The organism is Streptomyces sp. NPDC079167, assembly GCF_040686735.1.
In the GTDB taxonomy this organism is placed as follows: domain Bacteria; phylum Actinomycetota; class Actinomycetes; order Streptomycetales; family Streptomycetaceae; genus Streptomyces.
Genome location: NZ_JBFBLO010000032.1, coordinates 1 through 15,429, shown reverse-complemented (window position 1 = coordinate 15,429; position 15,429 = coordinate 1). Strand labels below are relative to the sequence as shown.

10 protein-coding genes are annotated in these 15,429 nt (G+C 69.8%); 7 read left to right on the top strand and 3 right to left on the bottom strand.

The features are described from left to right. Positions 1-24 precede the first annotated feature (24 nt). The 3 genes from AB0P41_RS35165 to AB0P41_RS35155 all read left to right on the top strand — a co-directional run bounded on the left by AB0P41_RS35165 (position 25) and on the right by AB0P41_RS35155 (position 2,708). Complete coding sequence (locus AB0P41_RS35165) at positions 25-744, top strand: ComF family protein (RefSeq protein ID WP_365936098.1); 720 nt, start codon at positions 25-27, stop codon at positions 742-744. A 329-nt stretch (positions 745-1,073) separates the two neighbouring features. Then, entirely contained in the window at positions 1,074-1,763 is a 690-nt protein-coding gene (gene raiA, locus AB0P41_RS35160; protein WP_356708783.1) for a ribosome-associated translation inhibitor RaiA, read from the top strand. A gap of 192 nt (positions 1,764-1,955) precedes the next feature. Beyond that, complete coding sequence (locus AB0P41_RS35155; protein ID WP_356708781.1) at positions 1,956-2,708, top strand: response regulator transcription factor; 753 nt, start codon at positions 1,956-1,958, stop codon at positions 2,706-2,708. 35 nt (positions 2,709-2,743) lie between these two features. Here the strand turns inward: AB0P41_RS35155 and AB0P41_RS35150 are convergent, their stop codons facing one another. Further along, positions 2,744-3,919 (bottom strand): crosslink repair DNA glycosylase YcaQ family protein, encoded by a 1,176-nt coding sequence (locus AB0P41_RS35150; RefSeq protein WP_365936097.1) that lies wholly within the window; start codon positions 3,917-3,919, stop codon positions 2,744-2,746. A 10-nt stretch (positions 3,920-3,929) separates the two neighbouring features. Further along, positions 3,930-4,520, bottom strand: a complete 591-nt coding sequence (locus tag AB0P41_RS35145) for a GNAT family N-acetyltransferase (protein ID WP_365936096.1) — start codon at positions 4,518-4,520, stop codon at positions 3,930-3,932. Positions 4,521-4,761: 241 nt separating this feature from the next. Between AB0P41_RS35145 and secA the strand changes: the two genes are divergently transcribed. Next, positions 4,762-7,584, top strand: coding sequence for a preprotein translocase subunit SecA (gene secA, locus AB0P41_RS35140; RefSeq protein ID WP_356708775.1), 2,823 nt, complete (start codon positions 4,762-4,764; stop codon positions 7,582-7,584). 338 nt (positions 7,585-7,922) lie between these two features. On the opposite strand, the gene AB0P41_RS35135 is transcribed toward secA, so the two are convergent. Beyond that, the gene (locus AB0P41_RS35135) at positions 7,923-8,339 is read right to left on the bottom strand and encodes an Rv3235 family protein (RefSeq protein WP_356708774.1); all 417 of its coding nucleotides are present in this window, start codon (positions 8,337-8,339) and stop codon (positions 7,923-7,925) included. A 280-nt stretch (positions 8,340-8,619) separates the two neighbouring features. Between AB0P41_RS35135 and AB0P41_RS35130 the strand changes: the two genes are divergently transcribed. The 3 genes from AB0P41_RS35130 (at position 8,620) to AB0P41_RS35120 (ending at position 15,286) form a co-directional block, all read left to right on the top strand. After that, positions 8,620-9,126, top strand: coding sequence for a hypothetical protein (locus AB0P41_RS35130; RefSeq protein ID WP_356708772.1), 507 nt, complete (start codon positions 8,620-8,622; stop codon positions 9,124-9,126). A 67-nt stretch (positions 9,127-9,193) separates the two neighbouring features. Further along, positions 9,194-9,865 carry an HAD hydrolase-like protein gene (locus AB0P41_RS35125; protein ID WP_356708770.1) on the top strand — a complete coding sequence of 224 codons (672 nt, stop codon included), beginning with the start codon at positions 9,194-9,196 and terminating at the stop codon, positions 9,863-9,865. A 384-nt stretch (positions 9,866-10,249) separates the two neighbouring features. Further along, positions 10,250-15,286 (top strand): NAD-glutamate dehydrogenase, encoded by a 5,037-nt coding sequence (locus AB0P41_RS35120; protein WP_365936095.1) that lies wholly within the window; start codon positions 10,250-10,252, stop codon positions 15,284-15,286. Positions 15,287-15,429 lie beyond the last annotated feature (143 nt).

The window sequence follows — 15,429 nt, the reverse complement described above, 5'->3', positions numbered from 1 at the left end:
CCGTCGGCCGGTCACAGTGGGACCGTGCGGAGTTGGTGGCAGGAGATCGTGGGACTGGTGCTGCCCGTGGCCTGCGGTGGCTGCGGCAGGCCACGGACGGAGCTGTGCGAGGAGTGCGCCGCCGCGTGTCTGGCGGCCGGACCGCGCCGTGTGCGTCCGACGCCTCCGCCGGCGGGCCTGCCAGTGGTTCACGCGGCGGCGCCGTACGAGAACGCCGTACGCGCGATGCTGCTGGCCCACAAGGAGCGTGGGGCACTGGCTCTCGCCGGCGTGCTCGGAGGGGCGCTGGCGGCCGCTGTGAGGGCCGGCGCGGGGCAGGAGGGTGATGCGGGCCCGCTGCTGCTGGTCCCCGTGCCGTCGGCGCGGCGCGCCACGGCCGGCCGCGGGCACGACCCGGCGCGCAGGATCGCGGCGGCCGCCGCTGCCGAACTGCGGCGCGGGGGCGTTCGGGCGCGGGTGTCCGCCGTGCTGAGGCAGGGGCGTGCGGTGGCTGACCAGGCAGGGCTGGGGGCCCGGGAGCGGCAGGCGAATCTGGCGGGAGCCCTCGTGGTCGCGGAGGGCGGCCGGAGGCTGCTCGACGGGGGCCGCGTCGTGCTGGTGGACGACCTGCTGACGACGGGGTCGTCGCTGGCGGAGGCCGCGCGCGCGGTCCGCGCGGCGAGCCCCGGCGAAGGCCCGGCGGAAGGGCTCCGCGCCGCGGTTGTCGCAGCTTCTCCGTCTGCCTTCGAAATAAACCGGAACTGACAGATTACTTGCGTCGTTGCAGGTAGTGAGTGGGTAAAGGGGACCGATCGGAGGTACGCATGAGTAGCGGGTGCCGACACGGTCGTGGTCAGGCTATGTTCGGTTGTGAGGGACGGTGAATTCCGTGCCTCCGCGAATGCGCCACCAGGTTTCGGGCAGGTAACCCATCAGTACGCCAGAAGCTTGGAAATCGGTGGGGTGGAGACCCTGCCGATGGGGGAGGAGGAGGTGACAGCCACCGAGTCCGCGGCTCCGGCGATCACCGGAGCCAGGTGCAAAAGGGAGATGCTCCGCCGCCGAAGCGGAGCGATCCGGGAACGGAGTTCTGCGTGGACATCGTCGTCAAGGGCCGCAAGACCGAGGTGCCCGAGCGGTTCCGCAAGCACGTGGCCGAGAAGCTGAAGCTGGACAAAATCCAGAAGTTCGACGGCAAGGTGATGAGCCTTGACGTCGAGGTGTCCAAGGAGCCCAATCCCCGTCAGGCCGACCGTGCGGCGAGGGTGGAGATCACGCTCCGTTCGCGTGGCCCGGTCATCCGGGCGGAAGCGGCAGCAGGCGACCCGTACGCAGCGCTGGACCTGGCCACCGACAAGCTGGACACCCAGCTGCGCAAGGAGCACGACAAGCGCTACAGCAGGCGCGGCAACGGCCGTCGGTCCGCAGCCGAGGTCGGAGAGGTCGTGCCGGATGCCGCCTCCTTCAACGGGGACGGCGAACTCATCCCGACCGAGCCGGAACCGTCCGTGCCCACCACCAGGATCGGCTCGCTCGAGGTCCAGGGCGAAGGTCCGCTGGTGATGCGTGAGAAGACGCACGTCGCAGCGCCGATGACGCTCGACCAGGCGCTCTACGAGATGGAGCTCGTCGGTCACGACTTCTATCTGTTCGTCGACTCCGAGAGCAAGGAGCCCAGTGTCGTCTACCGGCGGCACGCCTATGACTACGGCGTCATCCACCTGAGGACCGACCCGCTGGCCTCCGACGAGGCGGGCGGCGCGGGCGGTGCGCTCGGCGGCTGACACCCCCGCTCACGGCAGGTACGCGGTGCCCCTGGAGGCGTTTGCGCGTCCCCAGGGGCACCGCGCGTGACCGCGGGGCACCGCCTCGGCGGCCAGGCATGGAATCATGGCGCCCACGCCAATCGGTGCTCTGTGCAGTGTCGTTGGCGGACAGCCTGTGACCTCAGGCAGTGGCCTTCAGGGGGAGGAACGATGGCGGACACCTTCGGGCCCGTGCGCGGGACGAATGATGCCGACAGCGCTGCCGGTGCGGACTCCGTCACGGATGACGGCAGTTCCCGCAAGGAACCCATCAGGGTTCTTGTGGTGGACGACCACGCGCTGTTCCGCAGAGGGCTGGAGATCGTCCTCGCGCAGGAGGAGGACATCCAGGTCGTCGGCGAGGCGGGGGACGGGGCTGAGGCGGTGGACAAGGCGGCGGACCTGCTGCCCGACATCGTGCTGATGGACGTGAGGATGCCCAAGCGTGGCGGCATCGAGGCCTGCACCTCCATCAAGGAGGTCGCCCCCAGCGCGAAGATCATCATGCTGACGATCAGCGATGAGGAAGCCGACCTCTACGAGGCGATCAAGGCGGGCGCCACCGGCTATCTGCTGAAGGAGATCTCGACCGACGAGGTGGCCACGGCCATTCGTGCGGTGGCGGACGGGCAGTCCCAGATCAGTCCGTCGATGGCCTCCAAACTGCTCACCGAGTTCAAGTCGATGATCCAGCGCACCGACGAGCGCAGGCTCGTTCCCGCGCCGCGGCTCACGGAGCGGGAGCTGGAAGTGCTGAAACTCGTGGCCACGGGCATGAACAACCGCGATATCGCCAAGGAATTGTTCATCTCCGAGAACACGGTGAAGAACCACGTCCGCAATATCCTGGAGAAGCTCCAGCTGCACTCCCGGATGGAAGCCGTCGTCTATGCCATGCGGGAGAAGATCCTCGAGATCAGGTAGCCGGCGGGCCGTCCGGCCGGCCTGCGCGACAGCCCCTAAGCGAGGGCGCGGGCGATTTCCGCGATGAGCGGCTCGCGCAGCCCGGGTGCGTCGACGCGCTCCAGTCGCACCTCCGTGCAGCCGACCCAGGACGCCGCCTCCACGAGGGCCTCGGCCATGGGCGCCACGGCCTTCGGGCCGTCCAGTGACACCTGGCGGGCGACCAGCGCGGCACCGTCCCTGGCCGGATCGACCCGGCCCCGCAGCCTGCCGCCTGCCAGCAGCGGCATCGCGAAGTAGCCGTGGATCCGCTTGGGCCGGGGGACGTACGCCTCCAGGCGGTGGGTGAAGCCGAAGATCCGCTCCGTACGCGCCCGTTCCCAGATCAGTGAGTCGAAGGGGGACAGCAGCGTCGTACGGTGCCGTCCGCGCGGCTCCGAGGCGAGGGCCTCCGGGTGGGCCCAGGCAGGCTTCGCCCAGCCTCGCACCGAGACCGGCACCAGCCCGGAGTCCGCCACCACGGCGTCGAACTGCTCGGCCTTGAGCCGGTGGTAGTCGGCGATGTCCGCGCGGGTTCCCACGCCCAGCGACCGCCCTGCCAGGGCGACCAGCCGACGCAGGCACTCCGCGTCGTCCAGGTCGTCGTGGAGCACGGCGTCAGGGATCGCGCGTTCGGCCAGGTCGTAGACCCGCTTCCAGCCGCGCCGCTCGGTGCACACCACCTCGCCGTACATCAGGGCCCGCTCCACCGCGACCTTGGAGGCGGACCAGTCCCACCACTCCCCGCCGTTCTTCGCGCCGCCGAGCTCCGTCGCCGTCAGCGGGCCCTCGGCGCGCAACTGCTTGATCACCGTCTCGTACGCACCGTCGGGCAGGTCGTGGCTCCACTGCGGCCGGGACCGGTAGGCGCGGCGGCGGAACGCGAAGTGCGGCCACTCCTCGACGGGCAGGACACAGGCGGCATGCGACCAGTACTCGAACGAGCGGCCGCCCGACCAGTAGGCCTCGTCGACGGCGCGGCGGCCGAGCGCGCCGAGGCGTGCGTACGGCACGAGCTCGTGCGACCTGGCCAGGACCGAGATGGTGTCGAGCTGGATCGCTCCGAGACGGCGCAGCACTCCCGGGACCCCGCCGCGGCGGTCCGGGGCGCCCAGGAGGCCCTGGGCGCGCAGGGCGATGCGGCGCGCCTGGTCGGCGGAGATTTCCAGGACGGGCGGCGGCACAGACGTCATGCGACGAACCCTAGAGCCCGCCACTGACACCGGGGGCGGGCAGGTACGTATGGGTGCCGGGCAGCCCGAGGTCGGCGGGGAGCAGCGCGCCGTTCCACGTGTCGCGCCGTACCCCCTTGTTGAACAGGGCCGATCGCTGGTCACCCTCCATGCGGAAACCCGCACGCAGGGCGACCGAGCGTGACGCGGTGTTGCCGATCTCCGTCCGCCATTCGACGCGGTCGGCGGCGAGGGCGGTGAACGCCCACCGGGCCGCCTCGGCCAGCGCCTCCGTCGTGTAACCGGCGCCACGGTGCTCCTTCGCCGTCCAGTAGCCCACCTCGTACGTGCCCGGCAGGTAGCGGTTGTTGACGCCGAGCGCGCCGACGAGCTGCGCGTCGTCCCGCCGCAGTACCGCGAAGTTGTACATCGAGCCGTCCTGCCAGCCCTCGGGGCAGAGCTTCCCGGTGAAGAGCTCCGCGTCGGCACGCGTGTACGGCGAGGGGACAACTGTCCACCGCTGGATCTCGGGGTCCTGGCACGCGGTGTGAACCGCGTCCGCGTCCTCGGGCGCGAAGGGGCGCATGAGCAGGCGTTCCGTGGTGAGAGTGGTGGGGTCCATGCGTGGATTCTGCTGGCGGGGGACACCGGAAGCGAGCGCTTTTCGGTGGTTCCCGGCACCTTCCGTCCACTCCGGCCGTTGTCCTGGGAGGGTGCGGTGGGGAGAACGCGGCGGCAGCCCTCCCGGCGTGGCGGGGTCCTCGCTTACGATGGCCGTTGCGGTGGGGCCCACCTGCCGTGCCCGCGCCAGAGTCCATCACACGACCCAGTGCCAGGCCCGACCGGCAAGGAGACCAGCCTCAGTGTCCGTCTTCAACAAGCTCATGCGTGCAGGCGAAGGCAAGATCCTGCGCAAACTGCACCGCATCGCGGACCAGGTCAGCTCCATCGAAGAGGACTTCGTCAACCTCTCCGACGCCGAGCTGCGGGCGCTCACCGACGAGTACAAACAACGGTACGCGGACGGCGAGAGCCTGGACGACCTGCTTCCCGAAGCATTCGCGACCGTCCGTGAGGCCGCCAAGCGCGTTCTCGGACAGCGCCACTACGACGTCCAGATGATGGGCGGTGCCGCCCTGCACCTCGGCTATGTGGCCGAGATGAAGACCGGTGAGGGCAAGACCCTCGTCGGCACCCTGCCCGCGTATCTCAACGCGCTCTCCGGCAAGGGCGTGCACCTGATCACGGTCAACGACTACCTGGCCGAGCGCGACTCCGAGATGATGGGCCGGGTGCACAAGTTCCTCGGTCTCGAGGTCGGCTGCATCATCGCCAACATGACTCCGGCCCAGCGCCGCGAGCAGTACGCCTGCGACATCACGTACGGCACGAACAACGAGTTCGGGTTCGACTACCTCCGCGACAACATGGCGTGGTCCCAGGACGAGCTCGTCCAGCGCGGCCACAACTTCGCCATCGTCGACGAGGTCGACTCGATCCTGGTCGACGAGGCCCGTACCCCGCTGATCATCTCCGGCCCGGCCGACCAGGCCACCAAGTGGTACGCCGATTTCGCCAAGCTGGTCACGCGTCTCACCAGGGGCGAGGCGGGCAACCCGCTCAAGGGCATCGAGGAGACCGGCGACTACGAGGTCGACGAGAAGAAGCGGACCGTGGCCATCCACGAGCCCGGTGTCTCGAAGGTCGAGGACTGGCTCGGCATCGACAACCTCTACGAGTCGGTGAACACCCCGCTCGTCGGTTACCTGAACAACGCGATCAAGGCCAAGGAGCTCTTCAAGAACGACAAGGACTACGTCGTCATCGACGGCGAGGTCATGATCGTCGACGAGCACACCGGCCGTATCCTCGCCGGCCGCCGCTACAACGAGGGCATGCACCAGGCCATCGAGGCGAAGGAGGGGGTGGACATCAAGGACGAGAACCAGACCCTCGCCACGATCACCCTGCAGAACTTCTTCCGCCTGTACGGCAAGCTCTCCGGCATGACCGGTACGGCGATGACCGAGGCGGCCGAGTTCCACCAGATCTACAAGCTGGGCGTCGTGCCCATCCCGACGAACCGGCCCATGGTCCGCGCCGACCAGTCGGACCTGATCTACCGCACCGAGGTCGCGAAGTTCGCCGCGGTCGTCGACGACATCGCGGAGAAGCACGAGAAGGGGCAGCCGATCCTGGTCGGCACGACCTCTGTCGAGAAGTCCGAGTACCTCTCGCAGCAGCTGTCGAAGCGCGGAGTGCAGCACGAGGTCCTCAACGCCAAGGCGCACGACCGGGAAGCGCCGATCATCGCCCAGGCGGGCCGCAAGGGTGCCGTCACGGTCGCGACGAACATGGCCGGCCGTGGTACGGACATCAAGCTGGGCGGCAACCCCGACGACCTGGCCGAGGCTGATCTGCGTCAGCGCGGACTCGACCCGGTCGAGCACGTCGAGCAGTGGGCGGCCGCGCTGCCCGCGGCACTGGAGAAGGCGGAGCAGGCCGTCAAGGCCGAGCACGACGAGGTCAAGGAGCTCGGCGGACTGTACGTCCTGGGCACCGAGCGGCACGAGTCGCGGCGTATCGACAACCAGCTGCGCGGTCGTTCCGGCCGTCAGGGCGACCCGGGCGAGTCCCGGTTCTACCTGTCGCTGGGCGACGACCTGATGCGTCTGTTCAAGGCGCAGATGGTCGAGCGCGTGATGTCGATGGCCAACGTGCCCGACGACGTCCCCATCGAGAACAAGATGGTGACGCGGGCGATCGCCTCCGCGCAGTCGCAGGTCGAGCAGCAGAACTTCGAGACGCGTAAGAACGTCCTGAAGTACGACGAGGTGCTCAACCGGCAGCGTGAGGTCATCTACGGCGAGCGCCGCCGCGTCCTGGAGGGTGAGGATCTGCAGGACCAGATCCGCCACTTCATGGACGACACGATCGACGACTACATCCGGCAGGAGACGGCCGAGGGCTTCGCGGAGGAGTGGGACCTCGACCGGCTGTGGGGCGCCTTCAAGCAGCTCTACCCGGTGAAGGTCACGGTCGAGGAGCTCGAGGAGGCCGCGGGCGACCTGGCCGGCGTGACCGCCGACTTCATCGCCGAATCGGTCAAGGACGACATCCACGAGCAGTACGCGGAGCGGGAGAAGACGCTCGGCTCGGACATCATGCGTGAGCTCGAGCGGCGCGTGGTCCTCTCGGTCCTGGACCGCAAGTGGCGTGAGCACCTCTACGAGATGGACTACCTCCAGGAGGGCATCGGCCTCCGTGCCATGGCGCAGAAGGACCCGCTGGTCGAGTACCAGCGCGAGGGCTTCGACATGTTCAACGCCATGATGGAAGGCATCAAGGAGGAGTCCGTCGGCTACCTGTTCAACCTGGAGGTCCAGGTCGAGCAGCAGGTCGAGGAGGTCCCGGTGCAGGAAGGCGCGACCTCGCTGGAGAAGCAGGACGCGCCGGTGGCGGCCGCGGCCGGGCGCCCGGAGATCCGGGCCAAGGGCCTGGACGCTCCGCAGCGTCCCGACCGGCTGCACTTCTCCGCCCCCACGGTGGACGGGGAGGGCGGTGTCGTCGAGGGAGACTTCTCCAACGGCGAAGGTGACGGTGCGCGGGCCGAAGGCGACGGGATGACGCGTGCGGAGCGCCGTAAGGCGCAGAAGAGCGCGAGCGGGCGGCGCCGTAAGAAGTAGCGCGGCTCGCCTGAAACATGCGCCTGGCCCGGACACCGCGGTGGTGTCCGGGCCAGGCGCGTTTCAGGGCCTCTGTGGGGCTCTGTGAGCCTCCCGGAGCATGGACGCCCACCTCCCCGGGCAGGGGCCGCGTGTGTGGCCTGCTGGGGCCGTTGTGCGGCCCTTGCCCGGTGTGTCCTCAAGCGCCGGACGGGCTTGGTGCGGCTGGGCTCGGCCGGCGGGTGCGGGCGTGGGTCTGCCCGCAGGGTGTCCTCAATCGCCGGACGGGCTTGGTGCGGCTGGGGCCGGCCGGCGGGTGCGGTTCTGGGTGTGGCGGCGGAACGGTCCGGCCGGCGGGGTCATCTCACCGCCGGGAGACGTTCGCCGCCCAGGTCGATCGCGGCGCAGCGCCAGCGGAGGTCGGGGCCCTGTTCCAGGCGGAAGGCCATGGCGCGGACCTGCTCACCCGTGGCGATGCTGGCGAAGGCCTCGACCACACCGTTGGCCGGCTGGGTGCCGTGGCAGGTGCGTACGACCGGGCGCCGGCAGCCCGGCCCGAGCGGGGCGTCAGGGGCGAGTTCGGCGAGCTGGTCGTAGGCCTCGCCGATGGTGTGGCCCAGCATCCAGTGCACCGGGCGCTGGCCGCTGAGGACCGCGAGCAGGCGCTCCGCGAACCACTGGTGCGGGCGCAGCGGCCGCCGGGGCCGTTGCGTCGGTACGGTGCCCGGCCTGCTGCTGTCGCGTCGGCCGGCCGGCCTCGTCCTGTCCTTGCTCATGCTCGTAGCCCCCGTGGCTGCTGTCCGGCGCCCGGGCGAGTACCGGGCGGTAACTTTTGCTGGGGATCTTCTACGGGGCCGGTCACCGGCCCCGCAAGCGGCGGCGTGGGCCGGCCGGGCACCCGGTGAGATCACCTATCCGGGTGATGGGCCCCTGGCCGCAAGGGAACGGCGGGGGTGACGGTCGTCGTGCGGTGGACAGCGGCGGGCGCAGCCGTCGCCCTGAAGGGGGACGTCGCACGTATCCTGAGGAGGTCATCGACTACGAAAGCGGTCAGCCATGCGTGTGTACGTCCCCCTGACCCTCTCCGGTCTTGCCTCGGTGCACAGGGCGGGCGAGGTCGGTCCGGGGCCGCTCACCGCTTATGCCGTGACGCCCGGTCTGCGCGAGTGGTACGTCTCCGACGACATCGAGGAACTGGAGTACGCGGCGCTCAACCGGGCCGCCTCCGCCTCGCTGCGGCTGATCGCGGGCCGGCCGGAGGAGACCAGGCGCCGGGTCGTCGTCGCCCTCGACGTGCCGGACGGGGCGGCGGTCGCCGATCCGGACCACGTCCTGGACGCGTCCTCGCTCGGCGAGGTGCGGATCGCGCACGCGGTGGCGCTGTCGAAGGCGGCGGCCGTGCACGTGGACGCGGACGAGGCGGAGAAGGACGTCGCCGCGGCGGCCGCGGCTCTGGGGGCGGCGGACCTCGGCGACGACGACGCCCAGTTCACCGTGGACGGCGCGGAGGACCACGAACTGCTGTGGTTCGGGATCCAGGAGATCCCCGGCCTGATCGCCTGATCGCCTGACCGGCCGGGCGGCCACCACTGTCCGGGTGACTGTCGTACCGGGCGAGTATTTTCTACTCATGGCGACATCGGGGAAGCACCGCACCCATCTGGTCTGGGACTGGAACGGCACACTGCTCGACGACATCCAAGCCGTCCTCGGGGCGTCGAACGCCGCCTTCGCGGAGGTCGACCTGGAACCGCTCACGCTGGACCAGTACCGCGAGATGTACTGCGTGCCGATACCCAAGTTCTACGAGCGGCTCATGGGCAGGCTCCCCACCCCCGCCGAGTGGGAGCGGATGGACGGCCTCTTCCACCGCCACTACACCGAGCAGCGGTCCGCCTGCGGCCTGACCGAGGGCGTCGAGGATCTGCTGGCCCGGTGGAGCACCGGCGGCCGCAGCCAGTCGCTGCTCAGCATGTACGGCCACGAGCACCTGGTCCCGGTGGTGCGGGGGTACGGCATCGAGCGTCACTTCGTACGGGTCGACGGCCGTACGGGCCCCTCCGGCGGCAGCAAGGCCCAGCACATGGAGCGCCACTTCGAGGTGCTCGGGGGCATAGCCCCGGAATCCGCCGTGGTCATCGGTGACGCGGTGGACGACGCCGTGGCAGCGGCCCATGTCGGCGCGCGCGCCGTGCTCTACACCGGGGGTTCGCACAGCCGCAGCAGCCTGGAGGCGGTGGGCGTGCCCGTGGTGGACACCCTGGCCGAGGCCGTCGCACTGGCCGAGCTGATGGCGGACTGAGCGGATCTGCTCGCCTCTGTGTCCTTTGTGTGTCCGTACGTGCGGCAACGATTCGGTGCGATGTCCAGAGTGTCAAAGTTCGGGGTCTTCTTTTGTACATATGCGGCTCATGACGGTTGTGGGTGCGGGAGGGATAGCCTGGTGCGGTGATCAGCGCGATACGCCTCGGGGGCAGCGAAGCCCCCGGCCTGCGCCCGGAGTGCCACAGCACCCGGGCGATGCGTGATCTCCGCGTCCCGGGCCCTCTGCCGAAAATGGCCGATATGGTCCCGGACATCTCCCCAGGCGGCATAGCGTCGAGTCAGACCGGAAACCCCGGGTCGTGGCGGTACGTCGTCTTTTACACCTACGTCACGCAACGGCGCGCGACAGGAGCCAGAGGACATGCAGACCAAGCTGGACGAAGCCAAGGCCGAGCTGCTCGCACGGGCGGCCCGGGTAGCTGACAACAGTCCGGGCGGTGGTGTCGGTGGCCCGGGAGGTGGCCTCCGGGTGCACCTCCCCGAAGGGACCGGCGGCGAAGCAGCAGAGGAAGCCGCCGGGGCCGGCCCGGACGGACGGCCGGGCCACAGGACGCTGCTCGCCTATCTCCAGCGCTACTACCTGCACACCGCTCCGGAGGACATCAGCGACCGCGACCCGGTCGACGTCTTCGGGGCCGCTTCCTCCCACTACCGTCTCGCCGAGAACCGCCCGCAGGGCACCGCGAACGTCCGGGTGCACACCCCGACCGTCGAGGAGAACGGCTGGACGAACAGCCACTCCGTCGTCGAGGTCGTCACCGACGACATGCCCTTCCTGGTCGACTCGGTCACCAACGAGCTGTCCCGGCAGGGCCGCGGCATCCACCTCGTGATCCACCCCCAGGTCATCGTCCGGCGCGATGTCGCCGGCAAGCTGATCGAGGTGTTCGCCGACCCGGCGACGAACCACGGGGCGAAGCGCTCCGGCGGCCGTAAGGTGCCCGGGGCCGAGCTGCCGCACGACGCGCTCGTCGAGTCCTGGATCCACGTCGAGATCGACCGGGAGACGGACCGCGCGGACCTGAAGCAGATCACCGCCGATCTGCTGCGTGTCCTGTCCGACGTACGGGAGACCGTCGAGGACTGGGAGAAGATGCGCGACTCCGCCCTGCGGATCGCCGACGACCTCCCCTCGGAGCCGCTCGACGAACTGGGCGACGAGGAGGTCGAGGAGGCCCGCGAGCTGCTGCGCTGGCTCGCCGCCGACCACTTCACCTTCCTCGGGTACCGGGAGTACGAGCTCCGCGAGTCCGACGCGCTGACGGCCGTCCCCGGCTCGGGCCTGGGGATCCTGCGCTCCGACCCGAAGCACACCGAGGACGAGGCGCACCCCGTGAGCCCGTCCTTCGACCGGTTGCCCGCGGACGCCCGCGCCAAGGCCCGGGAGCACAAGCTCCTCGTCCTGACGAAGGCGAACAGCAGGGCGACCGTGCACCGCCCCAGCTACCTGGACTACGTCGGGGTGAAGAAGTTCGACGCCGACGGCAACGTCGTCGGTGAGCGTCGCTTCCTCGGTCTGTTCTCCTCCGCCGCGTACACCGAGTCGGTGCGCCGGGTGCCCGTGGTGCGCCGCAAGGTCGCCGAGGTGCTGGAGGGCGCCGGCTTCACACCCAACAGCCACGACGGCCGCGACCTGCTCCAGATCCTGGAGACGTACCCGCGCGACGAGCTCTTCCAGACGCCCGTCGACCAGCTGCGGTCCATCGTCACCTCCGTGCTGTACCTCCAGGAGCGCCGCAGGCTGCGGCTCTACCTGCGCCAGGACGAGTACGGGCGCTACTACTCCGCCCTCGTCTACCTGCCGCGCGACCGCTACACCACGGGCGTGAGGCTCCGCCTGATCGACATCCTCAAGGAGGAACTGGGCGGCACCAGTGTCGACTTCACCGCGTGGAACACGGAGTCGATCCTCTCCCGGCTGCACTTCGTCGTCCGGGTCCCGCCGGGCACCGAGCTCCCGCACCTCACCGACGCGGAGGCGGACCGCATCGAGGCGCGCCTCGTCGAGGCCGCCCGCTCCTGGGCCGACGGTTTCCAGGAGGCGCTGGGCGCCGAGTGCGGCGAGGAGCGCGCCGCCGAGCTGATGCGCCGTTACGCGCACTCGTTCCCCGAGGGCTACAAGGCCGACCACTCGCCGCGCGCCGCCGTGGCCGACCTGGTCCACCTCGAAGAGCTCAAGAGCGAGCGCCAGGCCTTCGCACTCAGCCTGTACGAGCCGGTCGGCGCCGCCCCGGCCGAGCGCAGGTTCAAGATCTACCGGATCGGTGAGCAGGTCTCGCTCTCCGCCGTCCTCCCCGCGCTCCAGCAGCTGGGTGTGGAGGTCGTCGACGAACGTCCGTACGAGCTGCGCTGCTCGGACGGTACGCACGCCTGGATCTACGACTTCGGGCTGCGCCTGCCGAAGAAGGCCACGGGCAACGGTGACTATCTCGCCGACGACGCCCGGGACCGATTCCAGGAGGCGTTCGCGGCCATCTGGACCGGCGAGGCGGAGAACGACGGCTTCAACTCCCTGGTGCTGGGCGCCGGCCTCGACTGGCGTCAGGCCATGGTGCTGCGCGCCTACGCGAAGTACCTGCGCCAGGCGGGTTCGACCTTCAGCCAGGACTACATGGAGGACACCCTCCGCAACAACGTCCACACCACCCGGCTCCTGGTCTCCCTCTTCGAGGCCCGGATGTCCCCGGCCCGCCAGAAGGCCGGCACGGAACTGACGGACGGGCTGCTGGAGGAGCTGGACGGGGCGCTCGACCAGGTCGCCTCGCTGGACGAGGACCGGATCCTGCGGTCCTTCCTCACGGTCATCAAGGCGACCCTGCGGACCAACTACTTCCAGCTGGCCGACGACCACGAGCCGCACAACTACGTCTCGATGAAATTCGATCCGCAGGCCATCCCGGATCTTCCGGCGCCGCGCCCGGCGTACGAGATCTGGGTCTACTCGCCGCGGGTCGAGGGCGTCCACCTGCGCTTCGGCAAGGTCGCCCGAGGCGGTCTGCGCTGGTCGGACCGGCGTGAGGACTTCCGTACGGAGATCCTCGGCCTGGTCAAGGCGCAGATGGTCAAGAACACCGTGATCGTGCCGGTGGGCGCCAAGGGCGGGTTCGTCGCCAAGCAGCTGCCGGACCCGGCCGTGGACCGTGACGCCTGGCTCGCCGAGGGCATCGCCTGCTACAAGATCTTCATCTCGGCGCTGCTCGACATCACCGACAACATGGTGACGGGCGAGGTCGTGCACCCGGCGGAGGTCGTCCGCCACGACGAGGACGACACCTATCTCGTCGTCGCCGCCGACAAGGGCACCGCGAGCTTCTCCGACATCGCCAACGACGTCGCCGTCGCGTACGGCTTCTGGCTCGGTGACGCCTTCGCGTCCGGCGGCTCGGCCGGTTACGACCACAAGGGCATGGGCATCACCGCCCGCGGTGCCTGGGAGTCCGTGAAGCGGCACTTCCGCGAGCTGGGCCACGACACCCAGACCGAGGACTTCACCGTCGTCGGTGTCGGCGACATGTCGGGTGACGTCTTCGGCAACGGGATGCTGCTCTCCGAGCACATCCGGCTGGTGGCGGCCTTCGACCACCGGCACATCTTCATCGACCCGAATCCGGACGCCGCCACCTCGTACGCCGAGCGGCGCCGCCTGTTCGACCTGCCGCGCAGCTCCTGGGCGGACTACGACAAGGACCTGCTGTCCGCGGGCGGCGGCATCCACCCGCGTTCCGCCAAGTCGATCCCGGTCAACGCGCACATCCGCGCGGCGCTCGGCATCGACTCGAAGGTCACGAAGATGACCCCCGCCGAGCTGATGCAGAACATCCTCAAGGCGTCGGTCGACCTCGTGTGGAACGGCGGCATCGGTACGTACATCAAGTCGACGGCCGAGTCGAACGCGGACGTCGGCGACAAGGCCAACGACGCGATCCGGGTCAACGGCGCCGAGCTGCGGGCCCGTGTCGTCGGTGAGGGCGGCAACCTCGGGGCCACCCAGCTCGGCCGGATCGAGTTCGCCCGGTCCGGTGGCCGGATCAACACCGACGCGATCGACAACAGCGCCGGTGTGGACACCTCCGACCACGAGGTGAACATCAAGATTCTGCTCAACGGTCTGGTCCGTGAGGGCGACATGACCGTGAAGCAGCGCAACAAGGTGCTCGCGGAGATGACCGACGAGGTCGGACAGCTCGTGCTGCGCAACAACTACGCGCAGAACGTCGCACTCTCCAACGCCTGCGCCCAGGCGCCGTCGCTCCTCCACGCCCACCAGCGCTTCATGCGCAGGCTCGGCCGCGACGGGCACCTGGACCGGGCCCTGGAGTTCCTGCCGAACGACCGGCAGATCCGTGAGCTGCTGAACCACGGCAAGGGGCTCAGCCAGCCGGAACTGGCCGTGCTGATCGCCTACACGAAGATCACGGCGGCCGAGGAGCTGATCACCACCAGCCTGCCGGACGACGCGCACCTGCAGAAGCTGGTGCACGCCTACTTCCCGAAGCAGCTGAGCGAGCGGTTCCCCGAGGCGGTCGACGGGCACGCGCTGCGCCGCGAGATCATCACGACGGTGCTGGTCAACGACACCGTGAACAGCGGTGGTTCGACGTTCCTGCACCGGCTGCGCGAGGAGACCGGGGCCTCGCTGGAGGAGATCGTGCGGGCGCAGTTCGCCGCCCGCGAGATCTTCGGCCTCTCCGGGGTGTGGGACGCCGTGGAGGCGCTCGACAACATGGTGGCCGCCGATGTGCAGACCCGGATCCGGCTGCACTCGCGCCGGCTCGTCGAGCGCGGCTCCCGCTGGCTGCTCGGCAACCGGCCGCAGCCGGTCGCGATCGCGGAGACCATCGAGTTCTTCCGGGACGGCGTCGAACGCGTCTGGAGCGAGCTGCCCAAGCTCCTGCGGGGCGCCGACATCGAGTGGTACCAGTCGATCCTCGACGAGCTCACCGCCGTGGGTGTCCCGGACGGGCTGGCGGGCCGGGTGGCGGGCTTCTCGTCGGCCTTCCCGGCCCTGGACATCGTGGCGATCGCCGAGCGCACGGGCAAGGACCCGCTGGCCGTCGCCGAGGTGTACTACGACCTCGCCGACCGGCTGGGGATCTCCCAGCTGATGGACCGGATCATCGAGCTGCCGCGGGGCGACCGCTGGCAGTCCATGGCCCGCGCCTCCATCCGCGAGGACCTGTACGCCGCGCACGCCGCGCTCACGTCGGACGTGCTGTCCGTCGGCAACGGCACGTCGTCGCCCGAGCAGCGGTTCAAGGCCTGGGAGGAGAAGAACGCGGCGATCCTCGCGCGTTCGCGCGCCACCCTGGAGGAGATCCGGGGGTCGGAGTCCTTCGACCTGGCGAACCTGTCGGTGGCCATGCGGACGATGCGGACCCTGCTGCGTACGCACGCCTGACCCGGAGCGGCCGCACGGCCGTCACACAGCCGTCCGCCGCACGGCCGTCACACAGCCGTCCGCCGCACGGCCGTCACACAGCCGTCCGCCGCACGGCCGTCACACAGCCGTCCGCCGGACGGGCCTCATCGGCCCGTCCGGCG